Raw genomic sequence first — 25,127 nt, forward strand, 5'->3', positions numbered from 1 at the left:
AATAGTTTCTGTTTCTCAAAAGACCACCTCGCCTTGTTGTATGTTATATCTTCTAACATCTAAATATAAAATATTTGCCGTTCTTCAACTTTTTTGATATAATTTAAAAATATCTTGAAAGGAGACATCACATGAAGAAAAAAATTTTAGCATGTTTGCTTATTTTATTTCCTATTCTTTCATTAGGACTAGTAAAAGCTGACACAGAAAAAACCAAGTATGTTATCGCCAGTGACTCATCTTTTGCGCCATTTGTTTTCCAAGACTCAAGCAATCAATACACTGGTATCGATATGGATCTAATCAAGGCAATCGCTGAAGACCAAGGTTTTGAAATCGAGATTACCAATCCAGGTTTTGATGCTGCTATTAACGCAGTCCAATCTGGACAAGCAGACGGTATCATTGCAGGTATGTCAGTAACTGATGCTCGTAAAGAAACTTTTGATTTCTCTGATTCTTACTATACAGCAAATACTATTCTTGGTGTTAAAGAATCAAGTACCATTTCTTCTTATGAAGATTTGAACGGTAAGACTGTAGGTGTGAAAAATGGTACTGCTTCACAAACCTTCCTAACAGAAAATCAAAGTAAGTACGGTTACAAGATCAAAACTTTTTCAGATGCTGCATCTATGTATGATAGCTTAAACACTGGTTCAATTGATGCTGTTATGGACGACGAACCTGTTATTAAATACTCTATTAGTCAAGGTCAAAACTTAAAAACACCAATCGAAGGTACACCAATTGGTGAAACTGCTTTTGCAGTAAAAAAAGGAAGCAATTCAGAATTGCTAGAGAAGTTTAACAAAGGGCTTGCAAACCTTAAGGCAAATGGAGAATTCCAAAAAATCCTGGATAAGTATCTAGCTAGCGATTCTACTACTACAAGTTCAACCGCTGATGAAACAACTATCTGGGGCTTGTTGAAAAACAACTACAAACAACTTCTCAGCGGACTTGGAATTACCCTCTCATTAGCCCTTATTTCATTTGTAATTGCGATTTTCATCGGAATTATCTTCGGTATGTTTAGTGTCAGCCCTTATAAATCACTCCGTTTGATTTCAGAGATTTTCGTTGACGTTATCCGTGGTATTCCACTCATGATTCTTGCAGCATTTATTTTCTGGGGAATTCCAAACTTTATCGAATCCCTCACAGGTCAACAAAGTCCCATTAATGACTTTGTCGCTGGTACTATCGCACTTTCCCTAAACTCAGCTGCCTACATTGCTGAAATTGTTCGTGGTGGTATCAAGGCCGTACCTGTTGGACAAATGGAAGCCAGTCGAAGTCTTGGTATTTCATATGGAAAAACCATGCGTAAGATTGTCTTGCCACAAGCAACCAAGCTCATGCTTCCAAACTTCGTCAACCAATTTGTTATCGCTCTTAAAGATACAACGATCGTATCTGCAATCGGTTTGGTAGAACTCTTCCAGACTGGTAAGATTATCATTGCTCGTAACTACCAAAGTTTCAAGATGTATGCAATTCTCGCAGTCTTTTACCTTGTGATTATCACTCTTCTAACTAGACTAGCAAAACGCTTAGAAAAGAGGATTCAATAATGGCAAAATTAAAAATTGACGTTCATAACTTACATAAACAATATGGTAAAAACAAAGTCCTTAAAGGAATTTCAGCGAAATTCTACGAAGGAGATGTTGTTTGTATCATTGGACCTTCTGGTTCAGGTAAGTCAACTTTCTTGCGTAGCTTAAATCTCCTCGAAGAAGGAACAAAAGGAAGCATCACAGTTAACGGCTATGATTTGACGGATAAATCTACCAACGTAGACCATGTTCGTGAAAATATCGGAATGGTGTTCCAGCACTTCAATCTCTTTCCACATATGACCGTATTGGAAAATATCACTTTCGCTCCTGTAGAACATAAGTTAATGACTAAGGCTGAAGCAGAAAAATTGGGTATGGAACTCCTTGAAAAAGTTGGGCTTGCTGACAAGGCCAATGCCAATCCTGAAAGTTTATCCGGTGGTCAAAAACAACGTGTGGCTATCGCTCGCGGTTTAGCAATGAACCCTGATATCATGCTCTTTGACGAGCCAACTTCTGCCCTTGACCCTGAGATGGTCGGTGATGTTCTGAACGTCATGAAAGAGTTGGCTGAACAAGGCATGACCATGATTATCGTAACCCACGAAATGGGATTTGCTCGTAAGGTTGCCAATCGAGTTATCTTTACAGCAGACGGTGAATTCCTAGAAGATGGGACACCTGATCAAATCTTTGACAACCCACAACACCCTCGTCTAAAAGAATTTTTAGACAAGGTCCTCAACGCTTAAAAAACTGCAAGGTTTCCCTTGCAGTTTTTTCTCACTTGTATTTGAATTTTGGATTTTTTAGAAAATTATGATAAAATAAAGGGTATGAAAATGGGGATTCCTCATGCCTAGGATATCTAGGAAAGTAAATAGAAATTAGGTAGCTGGATGTCATCTAAAGTTATTGTTACAATTTTTGGTGCTAGTGGAGATTTGGCTAAACGCAAGCTCTACCCTTCACTCTTTAGACTTTATAAATCAGGTAATTTGTCTGATCATTTTGCTGTTATTGGAACTGCTCGTAGACCTTGGAGTAAGGAATATTTCGAATCTGTTGTTGTCGAATCTATTTTAGACTTGGCAGATAGCGCAGAAGAGGCTCAAGCTTTTGCTAGTCATTTTTACTATCAAAGTCACGATGTTAATGACACTGAGCACTATATCGAATTGCGCAAGCTTCAGGCTGAGTTAAATGAAAAGTATCAAACTGAACACAACAAGCTCTTCTTCCTCTCAATGGCACCACAATTCTTCGGTACCATCGCTAAACACCTCAAGTCTGAGCAAATCGTTGATGGTAAGGGCTTTGAACGTTTGATTGTTGAGAAGCCTTTCGGTACGGACTATGAAACTGCAAGCAAACTAAACGAAGAGCTTCTAGCTACTTTTAACGAAGAGCAAATCTATCGTATCGACCACTATCTTGGTAAAGAGATGATTCAGAGTATTTTTGCCATTCGTTTTGCCAATATGATCTTTGAAAATGTTTGGAATCGGGAACATATTGATAATGTGCAAATTACCTTTGCAGAACGTCTAGGTGTTGAAGAGCGTGGTGGCTACTATGATGAGTCTGGCGCCCTTCGAGACATGGTTCAAAACCACACACTTCAGCTTCTGTCACTCCTTGCTATGGACAAGCCTGCAAGCTTTACAAAGGATGACATTCGCACAGAGAAAATCAAGGTCTTCAAGAACCTTTACCACCCTACAGATGAGGAACTTAAAGAGCACTTCATCCGTGGTCAATATCGTTCTGGTAAAGTTGATGGCATGAAGTACATTTCTTACCGTAGCGAACCAAATGTCAACCCAGAATCAATGACAGAAACCTTTGCTTCAGGTGCCTTCTTTGTTGAGAGTGACCGTTTCCGTGATGTACCTTTCTTCTTCCGTACAGGTAAACGAATGACTGAAAAGGGAACGCATGTCAATATCGTCTTTAAGCAAATGGATTCAATCTTTGGAGAACCACTAGCACCGAATGTGCTTACCATCTACATCCAACCGACGGAAGGATTCTCTCTTAGCCTTAACGGTAAGAAGGTAGGGGAAGAGTTTAGCCTCGCACCAAATTCGCTTGACTATCGAACAGATGCGACTGCAACAGGTGCTTCACCTGACCCATATGAAAAACTAATCTATGATGTTTTGAACAATAACTCAACAAACTTTAGCCACTGGGATGAAGTGAGTGCATCATGGAAATTGATTGACCGTATCGAGAAGCTTTGGGCTGAAAACGGTGCTCCACTTCATGACTACAAGGCTGGTACAATGGGACCTCAGGCTAGTTTTGATCTCCTTGAAAAATACGGAGCCAAATGGACATGGCAACCAGATATCGCCTATCGTAAAGATGGTCGTTTAGAATAATCAAAAACAATCCTGCAAGAATTCTTGCAGGATTTTCTTTTATATCAAACCTTCTAGAAGGCCCTTCATAAAGTTTTCAGAGTTAAACTCACCGATATCATCAATTTTTTCACCAAAACCAATTAGCTTAACAGGGATATTGAGTTCCTCACGGATAGCAAGAACAACCCCACCTCGGGCAGTTCCATCAATCTTGGTTAAGACAATCCCTGTAACAGGAGTAATTTTTGAGAATTCTTTAGCTTGTACAAGAGCATTTTGACCAGTTGATGCGTCAAGAGCTAGGAAGGTTTCATGAGGTGCTTCTGGCACTACGCGTTTGATGATACGACCAATCTTTTCCAATTCTGCCATTAAGTTTTCTTTGTTTTGCAGACGGCCAGCTGTATCAATCATGAGAATATCAATACCTTCTGCTACTGCTCGTTCCATCCCATCAAAGACAACGCTAGCTGGATCTGCTTTCTCAGGACCAGTAACGACAGGAACATCTACACGACGCCCCCATTCTGCTAACTGAGCAACCGCACCCGCACGGAAAGTATCCGCAGCAACAAGCATAACCTTTTTACCAGCTTGTTTGTATCGATTAGCCAATTTACCAATTGAAGTTGTTTTCCCGACCCCATTAACTCCAACAAAAAGCATAACTGTTAATCCATCTTGGAAGTTAATATTTTCATTATAAATGCCATCCTTTTCGTATAGCTCCACCAATTTTTCGATGATAACACGGCGAAGGGCATCAGGTTTCTTAGCATTCTCAAGCTTGGCTTCATAACGCAATTCTTCCGTAAGATTTGAAGCCACCTGCACACCAACGTCACTCATGATGAGCAGTTCTTCAAGTTCCTCAAAGAAATCTTCATCGACTGAGCGGAAGTTTGCAAAGAAAGCATTCAAACGGGCACCGAATCCAGTACGCGTTTTCTTAAGACTACGGTCATATTTTTCTTGTTCAGTCTCTTGGACTTGAGGAGTTTCTTCGATTGCTTGGTTTGCTTCCTCTTCTTCAAAAAACTCTGTTTCTGCTTCGTCTGATTGAGGCTGAACAATTTCTTCTTCGTCACTAGCATTTGAAGTTGCTTCTTCAGCATGAGTCAATTCCTCTTGAGGACTATCTGCTTCTTGGACTTGATTTAACTCTTCTTCAGAAACCTTCACTTCATCAACTGATTCGACAATAGTTTCCTCATTAACCTCTGCTTCAAATAATTCTTCATCATTTTCTTCGGCTACGACAGTCCCATCTTGCTCTTTGACTTCGATATTTTCAGATTCTAGCGTCTCAGTTTGCTGGCTATCATCCGATAAATCAATGTTTTCTAGAGCTTCTTTGACAACATCTTCAATTTTCGGTTCTTCTATTTTTCCAAATAAACGGTCAAATAATCCCATTCTTTAGTTCTCCTTCAGTACATATTTTTCAATTGCCCAGGCAACAGCTTCTTCGTCATTAGTCATTGGTGTTACCACATTTGCCACAGCCTTAACTGCTGGCACAGCATTTTGCATAGCGACACCGAGACCGGCCCACTCAATCATCGAAAGGTCATTAGCCTCATCTCCACAGGCCATAACCTGACTTTGGTCAATTCCCAGGTGTTCAATTAGTTTAGATAATCCTGTCGCCTTATGAACATTCTTTGGTGACCATTCTAGCAAGAGTTCACGTGATTTAAAAATTTCATATTGGTCGTATAATTCTGGTGAAATCTTTTGAATAGCCGCATCCAAAGGTTCCTGAGGAAAGGCAGTCACACATTTATTGTATGTTACCTGACTAGACAAATCTTCAAAAGTAGTTGGAACAAAAGTTAGAGCTGGGTTAAACTGAGCATATAAACTTTCTTGGTCAGACTGAATCTGGTAAACTGTTCCTTCTGAAATTGCATCTAAGGGGATTCCTAATTTTTCAGTTTCTTCATAAATACGGCTCACATCATCAATTGAAAAGACTGTCTTATCAAGAATCTCACCTGTATTTTTCTGAACCAATCCACCGTTGAAAGTGATAGTATATTCGTCATCATGACCGTCTGTTCCAAGCTCTTTAAGGAAGAAATCCATAGCCTTGAGAGGACGTCCAGTTGTTAGGACTACCTTGACCCCTTGTTCACGCGCAGCCTTTAAAGTTGCCTTGGTACGATCAGTCAATTTCTTGTCTGTCGTCAGCAAGGTTCCATCTAAATCTAGGGCAATTAATTTAATATCTGCCATTATAACCCCTCCATATAAGCGATAACAGATTGGTCCTTATGGTGACCGATAACTGTTTCAGCTAGTTCCAAAATCTCTGGACGGGCATTTTCAGGTGCGACTGGGTGCCCTACAACTTGCATCATGTGAAGATCATTAAGATTATCACCAAAAGCCATCACTTGGTCCATATCTAGATTTAACTTCTTAGCCAATTCGACAATCGCAACTCCCTTATCCACATAATCAAGAACAATATCAATGGATTCAAAACCTGTCGTCATTGCCTTAACACCAGGCACATGTTCATTAACCCAAGCTTCGCCAGCTTCTACTGTCTCTTCTGTAAAGTTAGTTGTGAATTTGAAAATTTCATCGGTGATATCTTCAAGTTTGGCTACTTTTTGAATATTCTCATTGTAATGATGACTAAACATGAGATAGGTTTCATCAACCGTATCTAGAACATAGCATGCTTTTTTACCTGTTAGGAGCATCTTCTTTTCATCAAAATAAGGTGATGTCTTTAGCTTTTCAAAAGTTGATAGGTAAAAATCTCTAGGCATGGTCGCTTCATAGAGGTCTTGTCCATGAAAACGAACCAGACTCCCATTTTCAGCAATGAAAATAATCTCATCTTTGACATCCGAAAAATGCTTTTCAAGCGACAAAAGACCGCGGCCAGAAGCTACAGCAAAGTAAATCCCTTTTTCTTTATAAGAATGGAGAAGCTTTTTTAAACGTTCCATATCAAATTGGCCAGCTTCATCCAGAAAAGTCCCGTCCATATCAGTTGCGACTAGTTTAATCATAAATCCATCTATTCTCCAGTTATAAATCTATCTTCTATTATACCATAGAAAAAGTAAAAAAAGACGTGCTGAATTGACACGTCCTTGTATTCTATAAATCTATCCGTAGGGCCAATTGTTATTATAAATATAAGCCCCTTTCCACACTTTCCTGAATCAAATCTTCCGTCAGTTTCCATAATTCTTCTGATTCACTTTTTATGAACTTTTTCTTTTCTAATACCATGTCTGCACTGATATTATCAGGGTTATAATTTAATTGTGACACCTCTAAGTGATTTATCAGTGGTACCAATGCATCGATTACTCTTGCATATCTTGATTCAGCACTCTGTCCTTTTTCAAATTCCAACCACAAATTTTTCATATTCAAATATTTATCTTCTGGAAGGAGGCTCATTGTTTTTTCTATAGATTCTAACTCTCTATCATGAGAATGAATCTTTTTTTCATCATCAAAAACCCAAGTATCTCCGGCATAAATCTCACCTAAATCATGAATCAATAACATAGAAATAACTTTTTCCATTTTTAACTTTTCAGGATAATAATCTTGAAGAACTATAGCAGCTATAGCACCTTGCCAAGAATGCTCGGCACTATTTTCAAATCTTCCATCAAGAGTTCTATTAAATCTTGTTACTGACTTTAACTTCTCTATTTCTTTAATAAAATCGACTGAATTCTTTAAATTACTCATTGTAGCTCCTATCTTATTTAAAATTTTAGATATAATACCAAAAAATATTAATTTCATCAAATATTTCCCGTATTTGCAAAAAATAAAATAGCGCCTAATCCATATGAGATTAGACGCTTGATTAAACTTGTAATTTATAAAATATTTATCAATCGAGTGATTGAACTTTCCTACCATCAATCAATTCCAAGTCTTTTTATCCATATTTGGCAAAGAGAGCTTAAACTTAATAATACAGAGTCGAATCACAAAACCGACAATTGAGAGAATGATAAAAGCAGTGATTCTTGGAAAGTGAAGGACAAAGGCTAACCAGTAATAAATAATGCCAATTACAAAAGATAGAAGGGCATAGATGTCCTCTTTTAGAACACTTGGGACTTCATTAATCAAGAGATCTCGGATGATACCTCCGCCAGCTCCTGTTAAACAGGCTAAAATCCCTGCAGACATCAAGTTCAATTTACTATCAGCTAAGGCGGTAGCTCCAATCAAGGAAAAGATGATTAAGCCAATCGAATCAAAGATAAGATAAGCTTCTCTCAGCCACTTATAGAATTTTTTTTCTTGACTAGCATTGGCTTGTTTTGATGTCACAAAGGCATACATAATAACAGCTACTAGAATAGAGACATAAATCGGTCCAGGATCTGCGAGAGCGGATGGAAAACGACTGATAATAGAATCTCTTAAAATACCCCCACCTACTGCTGTTACAATTGCCAATAAACTAATTCCAAAAATATCTAAACGTTTACCAAATCCTTTAATGGCACCTGACGCCGCAAAGGCAATAGTCCCAATATAATTACAAATCATTAGGAATAGGTCAAAATCCATGTAAGCTCCTCAATTTATTTTTGTAACCTTTCCGACTTCTTGAAGGTCATTCTACATGCTCTAGCTTGAAATGTTATATTGAAAACAAACTAAGCATCCATATTTTCTAAATCTTTTAGTTTAACAGAGACAATCTTAGAAACACCAGATTCTTGCATAGTTACTCCATAAATAGAGTCTGCGGCTGCCATGGTTCCCTTACGGTGGGTAACAACGATAAACTGGCTATCCTTGTCAAATCGGTTAAGATAATCCCCAAAGCGTTTAACGTTAGCTTCATCGAGTGCAGCCTCTACTTCATCCAAAATAACAAATGGAATGGTCTTGACACGAATGATTGAGAAGAGCAAAGCAAGAGCTGACAAGGCCTTCTCTCCACCACTCATGAGGTTGAGAGATTGGATTTTCTTACCAGGCGGTTGAACAGAGATTTCAACACCTGCTGTCAATAAATCTCCCTCGGTCAGGATTAGGTCCGCTTGACCACCACCAAACATCTGCTTGAAGGTCACCTTGAAGGATTCACGAATAGCTTCAAAGGTTGATTTAAACCGTTCCTTCACTTCATCGTTCATCTCTGTAATGGTTTCAAGAAGAAGATTTTTGGCAGAAAGAATGTCATCACGCTGACTATTTAAGAATTCCAAGCGTTCGTGAACTTCGTCAAACTGTTCAATGGCATCCAAATTAACTGGACCAAGTGAACGGATAGATTTTTCCAAATCCTTGACCTCTTGTTCAGCCATAGCTAAATCTTCTAACGGATTGGCTTTTTCTAAAGCTTCCGTATAACTAATCTGATATTCTTCTGTCAGTTGACCTTGAAGATAGCGAAGGCGGTCCGTAATCTTCTCTTTGGTTGCTTCTGCACGTGTTTGCTTACGAATCCATTCTTCATTTTGCTGACGGGCTTGTTCTAAATGACTAGCAATATCATCCAATTGACCTTCAATATCATCCAGCTCAAACTGCTTACGAATAAGCCCCTGTTGAATTTCTTCCTTCTGACTCTTAGCTTCTGTTTCCTGCTTGGTCAAAAGTTCCGTATCAACCTTTTCAAGATTGTCTACCTTTTCTTGGAGAAGGCGTTCGATTTCATCTTGCTCCATATCAAGGTATTCAAGCTCTTTGTTAATCCGTTCAATATCCGCAACTTCGTAACGTTTTCGCCCTATCATTTCTGTTTTGAGAAGACGTTCTTGGGACAGTTTTTCCTGTAAGTTTTGGTAACGTTCTTGAATCGCATTTTTATTGGACTTGATTTCTTCAATCTCAGACTCCAGCTTTTGCTTTTCGGTTGAAATAACTGCAAGACGTTCTTGGCATTTTTCTTTTTCAGCTTGCCAATCTCCACCTCTTAGATTAGTTAACTCTTGCTCCTGAAGTTCTAAAAGTGTTTCGAGTTCTTCGACTTGTTGGCAAGTTTGTTGATAAGCCAGATATAAGCCTTGCTCCTCTATTCGAGCTTGCTCTCCTTGGGACTTAATGATTTCCAAAGTTTGAGCGAGAGCAGTCAAGTTTTCTTGAAGTGATTTCAGATTTTCTTCTTCCTGACCAAGAATCTTCTCTTCCTTAGCAATTTCTTTTTGCAATTGCTCCAATTCAGGCTTGATGAAAATACTGTTATTTTGACGATTGGCACCACCAGCATAAGAACCACCTGTTCGCAATTCTGTACCATCGAGGGTTACCATCCGAACCTGATAGCGTACCTTACGAGCTGCATCACGCGCATGCTCTACCGTATCAAAGATTGCAGTTGTAGCAAGCAAGTTTTTAAATATAGCTTCATGCTTAGCATCAAAAGTAACCAATTCATCTGCCATTCCAAGAAAACCTGGACTTGAGGCAATCACATCTTGGTTCTGACTAGAAATGCTACGAGCCTTAATAGTTGTTAAAGGCAGGAAGGTCGCACGACCAGCTCGGTTTCGCTTAAGGAAATCAATAGCTTTAGTCGCTGCCTGTTCATCTTCAACGATGATATGTTGGCTACTTGCCCCGAGGGCAATTTCAAGAGCTGTTTGATAACGAACATCAAAAGTTAAATGTTCACTGACCGCTCCGACAATACCGCCCAGGCGATTTTTTTCTTGTAGAACACTCTTAACACCTGCATAGAAATTACTATGGTTTTTAAGAATGTTTTCCAGACTTTGCGCCTTGGCCTGCTTGTTTTTCAGACTATCCAAACGGTCAAAAAGTTGACTTTGCTGACTTTGATAAACCTGCTTTTGTTCTTCTTCCTGTTTAGCATTCGTCTGATAGTCAGCAAGTAAGTTCTGTACTTTTTCTTTTGCTGATTTAAGAGCAGTTTCTTGCTCACTAGCCTTAGATTTAGCAGAAGCTAATTGTTCCTTCAAGGACTCCAATTGTTCTTCTTTCTTTTGAGTCTGTTGGCGACTATTTTCAAGGTCATTTTCAATCCGTGTCAATTGATTAGACACATCCGCTTCTTCCTGCAAGAAAGCAACAAAGCGCTCACGCAATTGCTCAATCATCTGATCTGGATCATCAGAAAATGCTACTAACTCAGCTTCTAAACGATTGATCTCCTTGGTATTGACTGCAAGATTTGCTTCTAACTGACTGAGATTTGCTTCTTTTTCTTCCTTCTCTTGAATAAGAACATTTCTCTTTTCATCCAAACTAGCTAAACGAGCTTGAGCCTCTTGTTGATTGAGAGCAACCTGCTCTGTCTCCAGTTTAGACAAGGCCAATTTCCGTTCTAAATCACTGATTAGAGCAGTCAAATCCATCAAACTAGTTTGATCTTTAGCCATCTCTGCTTGTAAATCTTGTCTCTGCTTCTTGAGAGATTGATTTTCAAGTTCTAGTGACTCGCGTTTTTGATAATAACTAGTCAACAGTTCTTGAACTTGGTTTAATTCTTCTTCTGTTAGATTCAATTCAGCCTTATTGGCTTGAATTTGTGCAACTAAAACATCTAAGTAGATGCCTTTACGCTGACTGTCCAAGTCTATAAATTTACGAGCTGTTGCTGCTTGCTTTTCTAAGGGCTTGATTTGATTGTCTAACTCATAGATGATATCTTCCAAGCGGTCTAAATTGTCTTGAGTTTGTTGAAGTTTGCTTTCCGTCTCTTTGCGACGAGTTTTATATTTTAAAACTCCGGCAGCTTCTTCAAAGATTGCGCGACGTTCCTCAGGTTTAGAGTTGAAGATTTCTTCAACCTTCCCTTGGGAAATAATAGAGAAGGAGTCGCGACCAAGTCCGGTATCTAAGAAAAGATCATGAATATCACGAAGACGGACTTTTTTCCCATCAATCTTGTATTCACTATCTCCCGTACGATAGATGTGACGCTCCACCTTGATTTCCTGTCCTGAATCCTTGATGAAACCATCCTGGTTATCTAGAGTAACAACTACAGAAGCATAGTTTAATGGTTTTCTACTTTCTGTTCCTGCAAAGATAACATCTGGCATCTTCCCGCCACGAAGACTTTTGACACTGGATTCCCCAAGAGCCCAGCGTAAACTTTCTGTGATGTTAGATTTTCCAGAACCATTTGGTCCTACAACCGCTGTTACTCCTTGGTCAAAAACAACCTTGGTCTTATCAGCAAAGGACTTAAACCCCTGAATCTCAATTTCTTTTAAATACATGAATCCAGTCCTTCCTCAACTGCATTTTTAGCGGCTTCCTGTTCGGCCAATTTTTTAGATCGTCCTTGACCCCTACCTAAACTTTGACCCTCGACGAGGACTTCAACCTCAAACATCTTATCGTGGGCAGGTCCGATCTCTGAAATCACCTGATAACGAATATCAACATCACCATTGACTTGGAGTAATTCTTGAAGGTGGGTCTTGTAGTCTTTAATCATCTCAAAATCACCAGCCTCAACCTTCGGTATCATTACCTGGTAGATAAAGTTTTTTACCGTAAGCAAATCTTTATCTAAAAGGAGGGCACCCAAAAAGGCTTCAAAGGCATCTCCCAAGATGGTATCACGATTGCGACCACCTGATTTTTCTTCTCCTTTGCCTAGCTTGATAAACTGATCAAACTGGCAATCACGGGCAAAACCAGCCAAACTCTCCTCACGGACAATCATAGCACGAAGTTTAGATAGATCACCTTCTGGTTTTTTAGGATATTTCTTGTACAGATATTCTGAAATCAATAATTGTAGAACAGCGTCTCCTAAAAATTCCAAGCGTTCATTGTGTGAAATTTTTAAGAGGCGGTGCTCGTTTGCATAACTAGTGTGAGTAAAAGCTGTTTCAAGTAATTGTTTATTTGAAAAAACAAGCTCAAAACGTTGCTCTAACACGGTTTCTAATTCTTTCATAAGAACCTCTTTCTAAAACATTATAATACATTCCATTATACCAAAAAAAGGATTCATAGTCAGAAAATAACCGTTAAAACGACTTTTTCTCACTTATCTCTAAAATCAATCCATTACTAGCAGTTCAGGCTATTTTTTGGTATAATAAATCTTATGGAAATTGAAAAAACCAATCGAATGAATGCTCTGTTTGAATTTTATGCAGCTCTTTTGACTGATAAGCAGATGAACTATATCGAACTCTACTATGCAGATGACTATAGTTTGGCTGAAATCGCTGAAGAGTTCGGCGTTAGTCGCCAGGCTGTTTATGACAATATCAAACGTACAGAAAAGATACTGGAAGATTATGAAATGAAGCTTCATATGTACTCTGACTACATTGTCCGCAGTCAGATTTTTGATCAGATTTTGGAGCGTTATCCAGAAGATACTTTTCTACAAGAGCAACTTGAGATTTTAACAAGTATTGACAATCGGGAGTAATTATGGGCAATCTCGTCATTTATCAAGGAATACCTTGCAAACTATTAGCAGCTGAGGAACCATTTCCTAGTCGACTACAGATTATCTCGCCCAATGATATCTCCAAAGCTATGCAAATAGGTTTTAGCTGTTGGGGATATCCAAATGAAATCATGAAAGAAGCCACACCCGAAGAACTAGAGTGTTTGCAACATTTCGGACGATTTCCACTGAATTGAGTAAATAGGAGAAAAATATGGCATTTGAAAATTTAACAGAACGTTTGCAGAACGTCTTTAAAAATCTACGTAAAAAAGGAAAAATCACAGAGAGTGATATTCAAGAAGCAACCAAGGAAATTCGTCTGGCTCTTTTAGAAGCCGACGTTGCTTTGCCAGTGGTTAAGGACTTTATCAAAAAAATTCGTGAACGCGCGATTGGGCACGAAGTCATTGATACCCTTAATCCTGCTCAACAAATCATCAAGATTGTTAATGAAGAGTTGACGGAAGTTCTTGGTTCTGATACAGCTGAGATTATTAAGTCTCCAAAAATCCCAACCATTATCATGATGGTCGGTTTGCAGGGTGCTGGTAAAACAACCTTCGCAGGAAAGCTCGCTAACAAACTCAAAAAGGAAGAGGATGCTCGTCCTTTAATGATTGCGGCCGACATCTATCGTCCTGCTGCTATTGACCAGCTCAAAACACTGGGACAACAAATTGATGTTCCTGTCTTTGCTCTTGGGACTGAAGTGCCTGCAGTTGAGATTGTTCGCCAAGGTTTGGAGCAAGCTAAAGCCAACCATAACGACTATGTCTTGATTGATACAGCCGGTCGTTTACAGATCGACGAGCTTCTCATGAATGAGCTTCGTGATGTTAAAGCCTTGGCTCAACCAAATGAAATTCTCTTGGTCATCGATGCCATGATTGGTCAGGAAGCTGCCAACGTTGCACGTGAATTCAACGCACAATTAGAAGTTACTGGGGTTATCCTTACTAAGATTGATGGGGATACTCGTGGTGGTGCTGCCCTTTCTGTTCGTCATATCACTGGTAAACCAATCAAGTTCACTGGTACTGGTGAAAAGATTACCGATATTGAAACTTTCCACCCAGACCGTATGGCTAGCCGTATTCTCGGTATGGGAGATATGCTGACTCTGATTGAGAAAGCTTCCCAAGAATACGATGAGCAAAAAGCCCTTGAAATGGCTGAAAAAATGCGTGAAAACACCTTTGATTTCAACGATTTCATTGATCAGTTGGATCAGGTACAAAATATGGGACCAATGGAAGATTTGCTCAAGATGATTCCTGGTATGGCCAATAACCCTGCCGTCCAAAATATGAAGGTAGACGAAAAACAAATTGCTCGTAAACGTGCCATCGTATCTTCTATGACTCCGGAAGAACGTGAAAATCCAGACTTGCTCACGCCAAGCCGTCGTCGTCGTATCGCTGCTGGTTCTGGTAATACCTTTATCGATGTCAATAAGTTCATTAAAGACTTTAATCAGGCCAAACAACTCATGCAAGGTGTCATGTCTGGTGACATGAACAAGATGATGAAACAAATGGGCATCAACCCTAACAACCTTCCTAAAAATATGCCTGGAGGCATGGATATGTCCGCCCTTGAGGGAATGATGGGACAAGGTGGCATGCCTGATATGTCTGCTCTCGGAGGAGCTGGTATGCCTGATATGAGCCAGATGCTCGGTGGAGGCCTCAAAGGTAAAATCGGTGAATTTGCCATGAAACAATCCATGAAACGCATGGCCAATAAAATGAAAAAAGCTAAGAAAAAACGCAAATAAAAAAGGGGCTCAGTTGAGTCCTTTTTTAGTTATTTCGAAGTTTTTCCAAAGTCTCTTTAAAGATAGCTGGGATATCGGAAGTAAATTCCATAGTTTCACCAGTTCTAGGATGGGTAAAACCTAGAGTTTTAGCATGTAGAAATTGCCCATGTCCTTTCAAGGTTTTACGAGGACCATAGACCTCATCTCCAGCAACAGGATGACCGATGTATGCCATATGGACACGAATTTGATGAGTCCGCCCTGTTTCCAGTTGTAATTCCAGCAATGTATAATCACCAAAGCGTTCCAAGACTTGGAAACGTGTCACTGCTGGTTTCCCTTTAGCGGTAACAGCTTGTTTCTTGCGGTCTTTTTCACTACGTCCGATCGGCGCTTCAATGACTCCACGATCATTCGGGAGATTACCGTGAACGATAGCCCAATACTTACGAAGAGATTTCTTGTCCTTCAATTCTTGAGCAAGTGCCATATGAGCTTCATCGTTTTTGGCAATCATCAAGAGACCTGAAGTATCCTTATCAATACGATGGACAATCCCAGGGCGCAGCACACCATTAATGCCTGATAGGTCCTTGATATGGTACATGAGGGCATTCACTAAGGTACCACTGGTATGACCAGCGCTTGGATGAACAACCATCCCCTGAGGTTTGTTAACTACTGCTACATCCTCATCTTGATAAATGATTTCTAAAGGAATATCTTCAGCTACATACTCTAAAACTTCTGGTTCTGGAACTTGATAAGTGATAACATCCCCTTCTTGAACCGAGTACTTAGCTTTTTTTACCTGACCATTGACCAAGACCTGACCAGACTTGATTTGTTCATTGGCAAGACTACGGGACAGTTCTGTCAAATCTGACAAAGCCTTATCTAAGCGTAGTCCGCCTGTTTCAATTTTAATTTCCATTCATTTCCTCTTTTAGCATTGCAAGCAATAACACAACTACTCCTACAGTCAGATAACTATCGGCTACATTGAAAATTGCGAAATTAATAAAGTCTAAGTGGAACATATCCACGACAAATCCTTGACTGATGCGATCGATAAAGTTCCCAAGACCACCTGCAATAATCAAGACCAATCCAAAGACTGTCCAGAAGGAATCCTCTATATGCTTATGAAGATACCAGATAGCCCCTGCCATTACTACTAGAGTAATCACCGCAAAAAACCACTGTTGATCTTGAAGCATAGAAAAAGCTGCCCCCCTATTTTGCAGATAGGTTAAACTAACTAGATTTGGGACCCATGATTTGATTTCACCAAGAGCAATATTCTGAACGACATAAGCCTTTACCAATTGATCTAAGACAATCAAGGCTACTATAATCCCTGCTACTATTCCTCTTTTTTTCATGCTTTCCTCTTCTGATCAAAATACTCTTGCATAACCGCTACAAATAAGGTTCCCGCTTGGCTCAAGTCTACTTCTTCACGTTTCACATAAACCATGCGATTATTGAGATTATCATTTAATGGAATAACCGTAATTCCGTTCACACTATCGCTATCTAAGAATCCAGAACCAGTCGCATAAGCATCTGTTCTTTCAAGAATCCCATTTAAGGTAGCACGGTCAGTTACATTAAACATTTGAGAGCTAGCACTGGTATCCACAAAATTCTCTGAGTAATAAAGATATTCATCTTTTTCCTGTGTGAATCGCACTGTTGGTAAATCTACCAAATCCTCCATAACCAACTCTTTTTTCTTGGCTAAGGGATGTCCTTCACGTAGATAGATATGAGTTTGGAAAGGAATTAATTCAATCACTTCAAGTCCTAGCTTTTCAACCCGTTGCATGATTCCCTTTTGGTTTTGATTGTTGAGATAGATAATCCCAATCTCACTATGTCCTTGGGCTACTTCATCCAAAATTTGAACAGTTGTAGATTCAAAAATACGGAAATTCTTATATTCAGGGTATTGTTGCGAAAAAGCTGTAATGGTTGGTGGCAAGAAATCATAGTGCTGGCTGGCTATTGAAAACTCATCCTTTTCCTCTTCAGGATTGGCATACTGGTTCTGGAAAACATCAAATCCTTTGACCAATTCTTGTGCCTTTTCATAAAATTCCATACCGCGACGAGTAAGGAAAGTTCCAGAACTGGTTCTGCGAAAAATCTTGAAACCGAGCTCTTTTTCCAAGTCTCTTACAGAAATAGATAGACTGGGTTGGCTAACGTACATCTTCTCAGCTGCTTCACGAAAAGTACCACTATTAGCAATAGCCACAACGTAGCGTAATTGTTGAATATTCATGATTTCTCCTTCGATTTCTATCTTATCATTATACCATAAATCAAGCCTATCCAACAAAGGAAAATCATGAGACAGTCACTTCTAATCCAAGCAAACAAAAAACACCTTTCAAGTTAGATAAAATTCTAACCAAAGGTGTTAGTGTTCATATTATTTAGCTACTGCGTAAAGTTCATCTACTTTATTCCAGTTGATCACTGAGAAGAAAGCTTTGATGTAATCAGGACGAACGTTGCGGTATTTTACGTAGTAAGCATGTTCCCAAACGTCCAAGCCCAAGATTGGTTTCTTACCTTCTGAGATTGGTGTGTCTTGGTTTGCAGTTGAAGTCACTTCAAGTTTACCTTCTTTGTTAACAACCAACCATGCCCATCCAGAACCGAAACGAGTCGTTGCTGCTGCAGTGAAAGCTGCTTGGAATTCTTCGAATGAACCAAAAGCTTCATCGATTGCTGCTGCAAGTTCTGCTGAAGGAGCTGTTTTTTCAGGAGTCATCAATTCCCAGAAAAGAGCGTGGTTCAAGTGTCCACCACCGTTGTTGATAAGCGCTTGGCGGATATCAGCTGGGATAGACTCTACGTCAGCAAGCAAAGCTTCAAGGTCTTCACCAATTTCAGGGTGTTTTTCAAGAGCTGCGTTTGCATTGTTAACGTAAGTTTGGTGGTGTTTGTCATGGTGCAAGTGCATTGTTTCAGCATCGATGTATGGTTCCAATGCATCGTAAGCGTATGGAAGATCTGGTAAGATAATAGCCATCTGTAATACCTCTTTTTCTTTTTATATAAAAATGATAACGCAAACAACCTATTTTTTCAAGTTATTTGCTCAATTTGACTGGCTTGCAATTTGCAACAAAGCCTTCTCAAACAGGTAGCCTTTTTCGTAAACACCAGTCTTAATTTGATAATCTGCTTGAATAAGATAACGGATAGAATCCTGTAAGAAATTCAAGGACAAAGCTCGTGTGTCACGAAGGGCAAATTTGATTTGGTAAGGATTAGGATTGCGACCAAGATAGTGACCTAAACTGCTGACCATCTGAGATTCTGTCTGACCAAACTCTTGCAAAATTTTAACCTGTGTGTAGAGTCTGAACTGCCCCAGCATTATGGCAATCAGTTTAATCTCATCTTCTCCCTGTAAGGTCAAGTCCTTGACTAAATCACGTGCCTGATCGATTTTCTTCCCTAAAATCAATTGGGTTAAATCAAAGATATTATCCTGCAAAGTCTTTGGTATGGCTTCAACAATGTCTTCTTCTGTAATGACACCATTATCCTTGTAGGCCTGTAGGAAGAGTAGATTTTTTTGAATTTCACTGAATTGAAAACCTGATTTGATAAGCAACTGTTCGAAGGATTTTCCAACAAAGGTAAGTCCTAATTCCTGAGCCCACTTTTGAAAATAAGCTCGTATTTCTTGCTCTTTTGGCTCGATGGCTTCAAAAACTGTCGCATCCCGCTTGAGCAATTTGACCAAACGTCTCTTACTATCCAACTTCCCTTCAGCAAAAATGACTAGTTTACTAGAAGGTAAAGGATTTTCTAGATAGTCTTCAAAAGACTTAAGTTCATCATCAGTTAGATAACGTTTTTTAGCTGTCGTTATATCGACAAAATGATCTAAAATAACAATTTTTTCATCCGCAAAGAAAGGAAGACTGACCAACTCTAGCTCCAAGTTTTTGTAGTCTACTTCTTTCATATCAAAATAAGCAAAGTTCAAATCTGCAGGATCGTAGCCGATTTGCTTGAGAACCTGTGTTTTCATGACGTCATACTGACCTTGATCGACCCCTGTAAACAGGGTCAAACTCGGAAGGTTCGCTAAGGACAGTTTTCGGCTTTCTTCTATGGCTAGCATCTATTCTCCTTTCTTTTTAGTTTCGCTTTTATTTAATCAATATAATGTAATTTACCACGGAAATCATCTAGGCTTTGATAACCTTTTTCCACCATAATTTCTTTGAGTTCCTTGGTAATACGCTCAAAAGCACCTACTCCTTCTTTATGAAGAGTAGTTCCTACCTGCACCATGCTAGCACCACATAAGATATGTTCAAAAGCATCACGCCCTGTTAATACTCCACCAGTTCCAATGATTTGAATTTCTGGATTTAAGCGTTGATAAAAGGCATGGACATTGGCAAGGGCAGTTGGTTTAATGTATTCTCCACCAATTCCACCAAAGCCATTCTTAGGACGAATCACGACCGACTCATCTTGAATATAAAGACCATTTCCAATAGAGTTGACACAATTGACAAATTTGAGCGGATATTTGTTAAAAATAGCTGCAGCCTGGTCAAAGTGAACTATATCAAAATAAGGTGGTAGCTTAATTCCTAGAGGTTTTGTAAAATACTCAAAGACTTCTGACAAGATACGGTCTGTTGTTTCAAAATCATAGGCAATCTGAGGTTTTCCTGGAACATTGGGACATGAGAGATTGAGTTCAGTTAGACCACGAAAATCACTTTCTTGCACCTTCTTCAAAATGGTATGAGTTTCCTCTGGAGACATTCCAACTAAAGATAGAAAGAAGGTACGATTTGGTTCCTTTTCTTGTAATTCCAAAAGGTAGTTCAGGTAATAGTCTAAACCATTATTTGGCAGACCCATAGAGTTGATAGAGCCAAGTGGAACATCTTGGTAGCGTGGTTCAGGATTTCCCTGACGAAATTCCAAGGTTGCTGTTTTTGTGACAAAGGTTCCTGCTGCTGAGTTTTTAACACCTTCCAATTCCTCAATGGTCATACAAGCAACTCCTGCCGCATTCATCAAGCAATTATCAAATTCAAAACCAGCAATCTGTGTTTTAGTTGATACCATGATTCTATTCCTCCAGATTCCTTTATATCTCCATTATTATACCATACTTTGATAGGACTCTTTTAATAAAACTAACCTCATAAAAATGTTGGCTTTTTTTGCTGAAAAATAGAGCTGTTGCTAAATTGAAAGAATTTTTAGAAAATTTGTGTTTTTTCCTTTACAGTGAAAAATTTTTCTGCTATAATGTCTCATGTAATAAAATATGACAACAAAAAGGAGAACGATATGACATCTGCTAAAGAATATATCCAAAGCGTGTTTGAAACTGTAAAAGCTCGTAACGGGCATGAGGCTGAATTTCTCCAGGCGGTTGAAGAATTCTTCAGCACTTTGGAGCCTGTCTTTGAAAAACACCCTGAGTATATTGAAGAAAATATCTTGGCACGTATCACTGAGCCTGAGCGCGTAATTAGCTTCCGTGTTCCTTGGGTTGACCGTGACGGAAAAGTTCAAGTTAACCGTGGTTACCGTGTTCAATTCAACTCAGCTGTTGGACCATATAAAGGCGGACTTCGTTTCCACCCAACTGTTAACCAAGGGATTTTGAAATTCCTCGGATTCGAACAAATCTTTAAAAACGTTTTGACTGGACTTCCAATCGGTGGAGGTAAAGGTGGATCAGACTTTGATCCTAAAGGCAAAACTGATGCTGAAGTGATGCGCTTCTGCCAAAGCTTCATGACTGAATTGCAAAAATACATCGGACCATCTCTTGATGTACCTGCTGGTGATATCGGTGTAGGTGGACGTGAGATTGGTTACCTTTACGGACAATACAAACGTCTCAACCAATTTGATGCTGGTGTCTTGACTGGTAAACCTCTTGGATTTGGTGGTAGCTTGATTCGTCCAGAAGCAACTGGTTATGGATTGGTTTACTACACTGAAGAAATGCTCAAAGTAAACGGAAACAGTTTTGCAGGTAAGAAAGTGGTTGTTTCTGGTTCTGGTAACGTTGCTCAGTTTGCCCTTCAAAAAGCAACTGAACTTGGTGCTACAGTTATTTCTGTATCTGACTCAAATGGTTATGTCATTGATGAAAATGGTATCGACTTCGACCTTTTGTCAGATGTTAAAAACAACCGTCGTGCTCGTTTAACTGAGTACGCTGCAGAAAAACCAACTGCTACTTACTACGAAGGTTCTGTATGGACTTACACTGGTAACTACGATATTGCTCTTCCATGTGCGACTCAAAATGAGATCAATGGTGAAGCTGCGAAACGCTTGGTTGCTCAAGGTGTTATCTGTGTGTCTGAAGGTGCTAACATGCCTAGCGACCTTGAAGCTATCAAAGTCTACAAAGAAAACGGAATCCTTTATGGACCTGCCAAAGCTGCCAATGCTGGTGGTGTCGCTGTATCTGCTCTTGAAATGAGCCAAAACAGCCTTCGCCTTTCATGGACACGTGAAGAAGTTGACGGTCGCTTGAAAGATATTATGACTAACATCTTCAACACAGCTAAAACAACTGCAGAAACATACGGTCTTGGTACTGACTACCTTGCAGGTGCCAATATCGCAGCCTTTGAAAACGTGGCAAATGCTATGATTGCCCAAGGGATTGTTTAATTCTAAAAAATGAACTCCTCACTATTCGTGGGGAGTTTTTCTAATGCCAAAAAAACCTATCCAAATGGATAGGTATTTTTTGATTACAATTTACCTGCTACTGCATCCAATAATTCTTGGATCTTGGCTTGGTTGCTTCCTCCTGCCATGGCAATGTCTAGTTTACCACCACCACGTCCATCAACGATTGGAGCTAATTCTTTAACCAAGTTACCTGCGTGTATGTCTTTTGTCTTGCTGGCTACAAGAAGGTTGACCTTGTCATCGATGGCTGCGACAAGAACAAGCACATCCGAATAGTCTTTTTGCTTCCAGTTATCTGCAAAGGTACGAAGAGCACCTGCATCTGATACAGAAACTTGACTAGCAATGTAACGGTGGCCGTTTGCTTCTTGAACATTCTTGAAGACATCGCCGGCTGCCGCTGCTGCCGCTTTTTCCTTCAATTCTGCATTTTCTTTTTGCAATTGACGGAGTTGTTCTTGAAGTCCTTCAACCTTGTGAGGTACTTCTTTGAGTTGAGGAGCTTTCAAGGTTGCTGCGACTGCTTTCAGTGCATCTTCTTGTTCACGATAAGCTTCAAAGGCTTCCTTACCAGTCACTGCCAAGATACGACGAGTTCCTGATCCGATCCCTTCTTCCTTGACAATCTTGAAGAGACCGATTTCAGAAGTGTTACCTACGTGAGTACCACCACAAAGTTCAACTGAGTAGTCACCAATGGTCACAACACGGACTTCCTTACCATATTTCTCACCAAAGAGGGCCATCGCTCCCATTTCTTTGGCTGTGTCAATGTCTGTCTCAACTGTTTCCACTGCGATGGCTTCCCAGATCTTTTCATTGACTTGTTGTTCAATGGCGCGCAATTCTTCAGGAGTTACCGCTTGGAAGTGAGTGAAGTCAAAGCGAAGGAATTCCACTTCATTCAGAGATCCTGCTTGAGTAGCATGGTGGCCAAGGATATTATGAAGAGCTGCATGGAGCAAGTGAGTTGCTGTGTGGTTCTTCATGACACGATGACGACGATTGCTATCGATAGCCAAAGTGTATTCTTGGTTCAAAGCAAGTGGCGCAAGAACTTCAACGGTATGGAGTGGTTGTCCGTTTGGTGCTTTTTGAACATCTGTCACTGTCGCTACAACATTTCCTTGAGCATCCATGATTTGACCATGGTCCGCAACCTGTCCACCCATTTCAGCGTAGAAAGGTGTCTCTGCAAAGATAAGTGACGCAGTTCCTTCAGCTACACCTTCTACTTCAACATTGTTAGCTACGATAGCCACCAACTTAGAAGACAATTGGCTAGCATTGTAGTTGAAGACACTCTCAACTGTAATGTTTTGAAGGGTTTCATTTTGCATCCCCATAGATCCGCCTTTAACAGCAGACGCACGCGCACGTTCTTGCTGCTCTTTCATGGCTGCTTCAAAACCTTCACGGTCTACGGTCATTCCAGCTTCTTCAGCAATTTCTTCTGTCAATTCCACTGGGAATCCGTATGTATCGTAGAGTTTGAAGACATCTGAACCAGCGATAACTGTTTGGCCTTTTTCTTTCAAGTCTGCTACGATAGTTTCTGCAAAGTGTTGACCTGAGTGAAGGGTACGAGCAAATGACTCTTCTTCGCTCTTAACGATTTTTTCAATAAAGTCACGTTTTTCAAGAACTTCTGGGTAGTAGCTTTCCATGATCTTACCAACAGTTGGAACGAGTTTGTAAAGGAAAGGCTCGTTGATTCCCAATTTTTGACCATGCATAGAGGCACGACGGAGGAGACGACGAAGGACATAACCACGACCTTCATTTCCAGGAAGGGCACCATCCCCAATCGCAAATGAAAGCGAACGGATGTGGTCTGCAATAACCTTGAAGCTCATGTTGTCGCCATCTTGGTCGTAGACCTTACCAGATAATTTCTCCACTTCACGAATAATTGGCATGAAGAGGTCTGTTTCAAAGTTTGTCTTGGCCCCTTGGATCACTGCTACCAAACGCTCCAAACCAGCGCCTGTATCAATGTTCTTGTGTGGCAATTCCTTGTATTCGCTACGAGGTACCGCAGGGTCTGCGTTAAATTGTGACAAGACGATGTTCCAGATTTCGATATAACGGTCATTTTCAATATCTTCTGCAAGAAGGCGAATACCGATATTTTCTGGGTCAAAAGCTTCTCCACGGTCAAAGAAGATTTCTGTATCAGGTCCAGAAGGTCCCGCACCGATTTCCCAGAAGTTGTCTTCGATTGGGATCAAGTGGCTTGGGTCCACTCCTACTTCAATCCAGCGGTTGTAAGAATCTGTATCATCTGGATAGTAGGTCATGTAGAGTTTGTCTTTAGGGAAGTCAAACCACTCAGGACTTGTCAAAAGCTCATATGCCCAAGTAATGGCTTCGTCACGGAAGTAATCTCCGATGGAGAAGTTCCCCAACATTTCAAACATAGTATGGTGACGAGCAGTCTTCCCTACGTTTTCGATATCATTGGTACGGATGGCTTTTTGCGCATTGGTAATACGTGGATTTTCAGGTTTGATAGTTCCATCAAAGTATTTCTTAAGGGTTGCGACCCCTGAGTTGATCCACAAAAGTGTTGGGTCGTTTACTGGAACTAAACTTACTGATGGTTCTACTGAGTGGCCTTTTGTAGCCCAGAAATCAAGCCACATTTGGCGGACTTGTGCACTAGATAATTGTTTCATTTGTATCTCCTTTTTACTAATTTGATTGGCTTTCTAACATTTCCACATAGTCGATAGCGACACAGAGGGAAATGACTAGGTCTGCATAAGATTCGTCATAGACGGTTACGGTATAGGTAGAGGTTAAATGGAAGAGTTCCTTGGCGATTTCCGCAATCACTTGATCACGGTCATCCAGAAGTTTAAAGTTTAAATCCCAGATATTTCCCTCAATGCGAAGACCTAGGTTGTCAAATTCATACTTATCTCTAAAGAAAGTCAACTTCTTTCGGATATAAAAACTATCTCCATTACTGAGTTGAATCTCAAAGCGTGGCATGAAGGTCAACATTTCTTTACTAATCACACTAACCTGTTCACCAGAATTATCAAAAATGGTAAAGGTCTTAGGAATCTTAAAAAATGAACCTTCAACCTGATAGGCGACATTCCCCATTTCATCTTTGATATCAAAGCGTTCACCACCTAGGCGAAATTTTTGTTTGACAAGAAAACTTCTCATAAGCACCTCCAAAAATAAAAGACAAATCCATATCACGAAGGGCGAAAAACCGCGGTACCACCTTCATTCAATGAACTTGTCATTCTTGATTCTTATGCAATTGTTACAATCGAGTAGCATGATTTTCTATCTTAGAT

22 protein-coding genes are annotated in these 25,127 nt (G+C 39.9%); 7 read left to right on the forward strand and 15 right to left on the reverse strand.

The genetic code is table 11. The features are described 5' to 3' along the window. Nucleotides 1–131 precede the first annotated feature (131 nt). From ACVAMZ_RS05665 to zwf, 3 genes are all read left to right on the forward strand, one after another. Nucleotides 132–1,577: an amino acid ABC transporter substrate-binding protein/permease gene (locus ACVAMZ_RS05665; RefSeq protein WP_461684280.1), complete on the forward strand. Its 1,446-nt coding sequence runs from the start codon at nucleotides 132–134 to the stop codon at nucleotides 1,575–1,577. Next, on the forward strand, nucleotides 1,577–2,317 hold the full coding sequence (locus tag ACVAMZ_RS05670; protein WP_049494477.1) for an amino acid ABC transporter ATP-binding protein: 741 nt from the start codon (nucleotides 1,577–1,579) through the stop codon (nucleotides 2,315–2,317). The genes ACVAMZ_RS05665 and ACVAMZ_RS05670 overlap by 1 nt, the downstream gene beginning before the upstream one ends. A gap of 147 nt (nucleotides 2,318–2,464) precedes the next feature. Continuing rightward, nucleotides 2,465–3,952: a glucose-6-phosphate dehydrogenase gene (zwf, locus tag ACVAMZ_RS05675; RefSeq protein ID WP_461684281.1), complete on the forward strand. Its 1,488-nt coding sequence runs from the start codon at nucleotides 2,465–2,467 to the stop codon at nucleotides 3,950–3,952. Between the two features lie 39 nt (nucleotides 3,953–3,991). Here zwf and ftsY read toward each other — a convergent pair whose 3' ends face one another. The 7 genes from ftsY to rnc all read right to left on the reverse strand — a co-directional run bounded on the left by ftsY (nucleotide 3,992) and on the right by rnc (nucleotide 12,821). Further along, nucleotides 3,992–5,350, reverse strand: coding sequence for a signal recognition particle-docking protein FtsY (gene ftsY / locus ACVAMZ_RS05680; protein WP_461684282.1), 1,359 nt, complete (start codon nucleotides 5,348–5,350; stop codon nucleotides 3,992–3,994). Nucleotides 5,351–5,353: 3 nt separating this feature from the next. Next, nucleotides 5,354–6,172 (reverse strand): Cof-type HAD-IIB family hydrolase, encoded by an 819-nt coding sequence (locus tag ACVAMZ_RS05685; protein WP_074324881.1) that lies wholly within the window; start codon nucleotides 6,170–6,172, stop codon nucleotides 5,354–5,356. Next, on the reverse strand, nucleotides 6,172–6,963 hold the full coding sequence (locus tag ACVAMZ_RS05690; RefSeq protein WP_070678093.1) for a Cof-type HAD-IIB family hydrolase: 792 nt from the start codon (nucleotides 6,961–6,963) through the stop codon (nucleotides 6,172–6,174). The genes ACVAMZ_RS05685 and ACVAMZ_RS05690 overlap by 1 nt, the downstream gene beginning before the upstream one ends. Before the next feature lie 121 nt (nucleotides 6,964–7,084). After that, nucleotides 7,085–7,663, reverse strand: a complete 579-nt coding sequence (locus tag ACVAMZ_RS05695; protein ID WP_461685178.1) for an HD domain-containing protein — start codon at nucleotides 7,661–7,663, stop codon at nucleotides 7,085–7,087. Between the two features lie 180 nt (nucleotides 7,664–7,843). Continuing rightward, nucleotides 7,844–8,503 carry a trimeric intracellular cation channel family protein gene (locus ACVAMZ_RS05700; protein WP_070678091.1) on the reverse strand — a complete coding sequence of 220 codons (660 nt, stop codon included), beginning with the start codon at nucleotides 8,501–8,503 and terminating at the stop codon, nucleotides 7,844–7,846. A gap of 89 nt (nucleotides 8,504–8,592) precedes the next feature. Continuing rightward, the gene (smc, locus tag ACVAMZ_RS05705; RefSeq protein ID WP_461684283.1) at nucleotides 8,593–12,132 is read right to left on the reverse strand and encodes a chromosome segregation protein SMC; all 3,540 of its coding nucleotides are present in this window, start codon (nucleotides 12,130–12,132) and stop codon (nucleotides 8,593–8,595) included. Next, nucleotides 12,123–12,821: a ribonuclease III gene (rnc, locus tag ACVAMZ_RS05710; RefSeq protein WP_461684284.1), complete on the reverse strand. Its 699-nt coding sequence runs from the start codon at nucleotides 12,819–12,821 to the stop codon at nucleotides 12,123–12,125. Before rnc ends, smc begins: the two co-directional genes overlap by 10 nt. A gap of 153 nt (nucleotides 12,822–12,974) precedes the next feature. Here rnc and ACVAMZ_RS05715 point away from each other — a divergent pair, with 153 nt between their 5' ends. From ACVAMZ_RS05715 to ffh, 3 genes are read left to right on the forward strand one after another with little or no spacing between them, the layout of a single operon-like run. Continuing rightward, the gene (locus ACVAMZ_RS05715; RefSeq protein WP_414253518.1) at nucleotides 12,975–13,307 is read left to right on the forward strand and encodes a putative DNA-binding protein; all 333 of its coding nucleotides are present in this window, start codon (nucleotides 12,975–12,977) and stop codon (nucleotides 13,305–13,307) included. Between the two features lie 2 nt (nucleotides 13,308–13,309). Continuing rightward, nucleotides 13,310–13,525: a 2-oxoglutarate:acceptor oxidoreductase gene (locus ACVAMZ_RS05720; protein WP_414253517.1), complete on the forward strand. Its 216-nt coding sequence runs from the start codon at nucleotides 13,310–13,312 to the stop codon at nucleotides 13,523–13,525. Between the two features lie 17 nt (nucleotides 13,526–13,542). Further along, nucleotides 13,543–15,108 carry a signal recognition particle protein gene (gene ffh, locus ACVAMZ_RS05725; protein WP_461684285.1) on the forward strand — a complete coding sequence of 522 codons (1,566 nt, stop codon included), beginning with the start codon at nucleotides 13,543–13,545 and terminating at the stop codon, nucleotides 15,106–15,108. Nucleotides 15,109–15,133: 25 nt separating this feature from the next. Here ffh and ACVAMZ_RS05730 read toward each other — a convergent pair whose 3' ends face one another. The 6 genes from ACVAMZ_RS05730 to ACVAMZ_RS05755 all read right to left on the reverse strand — a co-directional run bounded on the left by ACVAMZ_RS05730 (nucleotide 15,134) and on the right by ACVAMZ_RS05755 (nucleotide 20,211). Next, a complete protein-coding gene (locus ACVAMZ_RS05730) occupies nucleotides 15,134–16,024 on the reverse strand; it encodes an RluA family pseudouridine synthase (RefSeq protein ID WP_461684286.1) in 891 nt (296 codons plus the stop codon). Further along, on the reverse strand, nucleotides 16,014–16,475 hold the full coding sequence (gene lspA, locus ACVAMZ_RS05735) for a signal peptidase II (RefSeq protein WP_414253514.1): 462 nt from the start codon (nucleotides 16,473–16,475) through the stop codon (nucleotides 16,014–16,016). Before lspA ends, ACVAMZ_RS05730 begins: the two co-directional genes overlap by 11 nt. Next, complete coding sequence (locus tag ACVAMZ_RS05740) at nucleotides 16,472–17,380, reverse strand: LysR family transcriptional regulator (RefSeq protein ID WP_414259283.1); 909 nt, start codon at nucleotides 17,378–17,380, stop codon at nucleotides 16,472–16,474. Before ACVAMZ_RS05740 ends, lspA begins: the two co-directional genes overlap by 4 nt. Nucleotides 17,381–17,530: 150 nt before the next feature. Beyond that, a complete protein-coding gene (gene sodA / locus ACVAMZ_RS05745) occupies nucleotides 17,531–18,136 on the reverse strand; it encodes a superoxide dismutase SodA (RefSeq protein ID WP_461684287.1) in 606 nt (201 codons plus the stop codon). Between the two features lie 69 nt (nucleotides 18,137–18,205). Further along, complete coding sequence (gene holA / locus ACVAMZ_RS05750; protein WP_461684288.1) at nucleotides 18,206–19,243, reverse strand: DNA polymerase III subunit delta; 1,038 nt, start codon at nucleotides 19,241–19,243, stop codon at nucleotides 18,206–18,208. Nucleotides 19,244–19,275: 32 nt separating this feature from the next. Then, nucleotides 19,276–20,211 (reverse strand): dihydroorotate oxidase, encoded by a 936-nt coding sequence (locus ACVAMZ_RS05755; protein WP_303405080.1) that lies wholly within the window; start codon nucleotides 20,209–20,211, stop codon nucleotides 19,276–19,278. 228 nt (nucleotides 20,212–20,439) lie between these two features. On the opposite strand from ACVAMZ_RS05755, the gene gdhA reads away from it, so the two are divergent. Further along, a complete protein-coding gene (gdhA, locus tag ACVAMZ_RS05760; protein ID WP_461684289.1) occupies nucleotides 20,440–21,786 on the forward strand; it encodes an NADP-specific glutamate dehydrogenase in 1,347 nt (448 codons plus the stop codon). Nucleotides 21,787–21,869: 83 nt separating this feature from the next. Here gdhA and alaS read toward each other — a convergent pair whose 3' ends face one another. Continuing rightward, a complete protein-coding gene (alaS, locus tag ACVAMZ_RS05765; protein ID WP_461684290.1) occupies nucleotides 21,870–24,488 on the reverse strand; it encodes an alanine--tRNA ligase in 2,619 nt (872 codons plus the stop codon). 16 nt (nucleotides 24,489–24,504) lie between these two features. Beyond that, complete coding sequence (locus ACVAMZ_RS05770; RefSeq protein ID WP_461684291.1) at nucleotides 24,505–24,990, reverse strand: LURP-one-related/scramblase family protein; 486 nt, start codon at nucleotides 24,988–24,990, stop codon at nucleotides 24,505–24,507. Between the last annotated feature and the right edge of the window lie 137 nt (nucleotides 24,991–25,127).

This window comes from Streptococcus sp. KHUD_017, from assembly GCF_054861245.1.

Coding starts and splice junctions, on each gene's coding strand:
- gdhA (WP_461684289.1), top strand. CDS start 20,440: ATGACATCTGCTAAAGAATATATCCAAAGCGTGTTTGAAACTGTAAAA.
- ACVAMZ_RS05695 (WP_461685178.1), bottom strand. CDS start 7,663: ATGAGTAATTTAAAGAATTCAGTCGATTTTATTAAAGAAATAGAGAAG.
- ACVAMZ_RS05720 (WP_414253517.1), top strand. CDS start 13,310: ATGGGCAATCTCGTCATTTATCAAGGAATACCTTGCAAACTATTAGCA.
- ffh (WP_461684285.1), top strand. CDS start 13,543: ATGGCATTTGAAAATTTAACAGAACGTTTGCAGAACGTCTTTAAAAAT.
- alaS (WP_461684290.1), bottom strand. CDS start 24,488: ATGAAACAATTATCTAGTGCACAAGTCCGCCAAATGTGGCTTGATTTC.
- holA (WP_461684288.1), bottom strand. CDS start 19,243: ATGCTAGCCATAGAAGAAAGCCGAAAACTGTCCTTAGCGAACCTTCCG.
- sodA (WP_461684287.1), bottom strand. CDS start 18,136: ATGGCTATTATCTTACCAGATCTTCCATACGCTTACGATGCATTGGAA.
- rnc (WP_461684284.1), bottom strand. CDS start 12,821: ATGAAAGAATTAGAAACCGTGTTAGAGCAACGTTTTGAGCTTGTTTTT.
- ACVAMZ_RS05715 (WP_414253518.1), top strand. CDS start 12,975: ATGGAAATTGAAAAAACCAATCGAATGAATGCTCTGTTTGAATTTTAT.
- ACVAMZ_RS05740 (WP_414259283.1), bottom strand. CDS start 17,380: ATGAATATTCAACAATTACGCTACGTTGTGGCTATTGCTAATAGTGGT.
- ftsY (WP_461684282.1), bottom strand. CDS start 5,350: ATGGGATTATTTGACCGTTTATTTGGAAAAATAGAAGAACCGAAAATT.
- ACVAMZ_RS05755 (WP_303405080.1), bottom strand. CDS start 20,211: ATGGTATCAACTAAAACACAGATTGCTGGTTTTGAATTTGATAATTGC.
- smc (WP_461684283.1), bottom strand. CDS start 12,132: ATGTATTTAAAAGAAATTGAGATTCAGGGGTTTAAGTCCTTTGCTGAT.
- ACVAMZ_RS05700 (WP_070678091.1), bottom strand. CDS start 8,503: ATGGATTTTGACCTATTCCTAATGATTTGTAATTATATTGGGACTATT.
- ACVAMZ_RS05670 (WP_049494477.1), top strand. CDS start 1,577: ATGGCAAAATTAAAAATTGACGTTCATAACTTACATAAACAATATGGT.
- ACVAMZ_RS05665 (WP_461684280.1), top strand. CDS start 132: ATGAAGAAAAAAATTTTAGCATGTTTGCTTATTTTATTTCCTATTCTT.
- zwf (WP_461684281.1), top strand. CDS start 2,465: ATGTCATCTAAAGTTATTGTTACAATTTTTGGTGCTAGTGGAGATTTG.
- ACVAMZ_RS05770 (WP_461684291.1), bottom strand. CDS start 24,990: ATGAGAAGTTTTCTTGTCAAACAAAAATTTCGCCTAGGTGGTGAACGC.
- lspA (WP_414253514.1), bottom strand. CDS start 16,475: ATGAAAAAAAGAGGAATAGTAGCAGGGATTATAGTAGCCTTGATTGTC.
- ACVAMZ_RS05685 (WP_074324881.1), bottom strand. CDS start 6,172: ATGGCAGATATTAAATTAATTGCCCTAGATTTAGATGGAACCTTGCTG.
- ACVAMZ_RS05690 (WP_070678093.1), bottom strand. CDS start 6,963: ATGATTAAACTAGTCGCAACTGATATGGACGGGACTTTTCTGGATGAA.
- ACVAMZ_RS05730 (WP_461684286.1), bottom strand. CDS start 16,024: ATGGAAATTAAAATTGAAACAGGCGGACTACGCTTAGATAAGGCTTTG.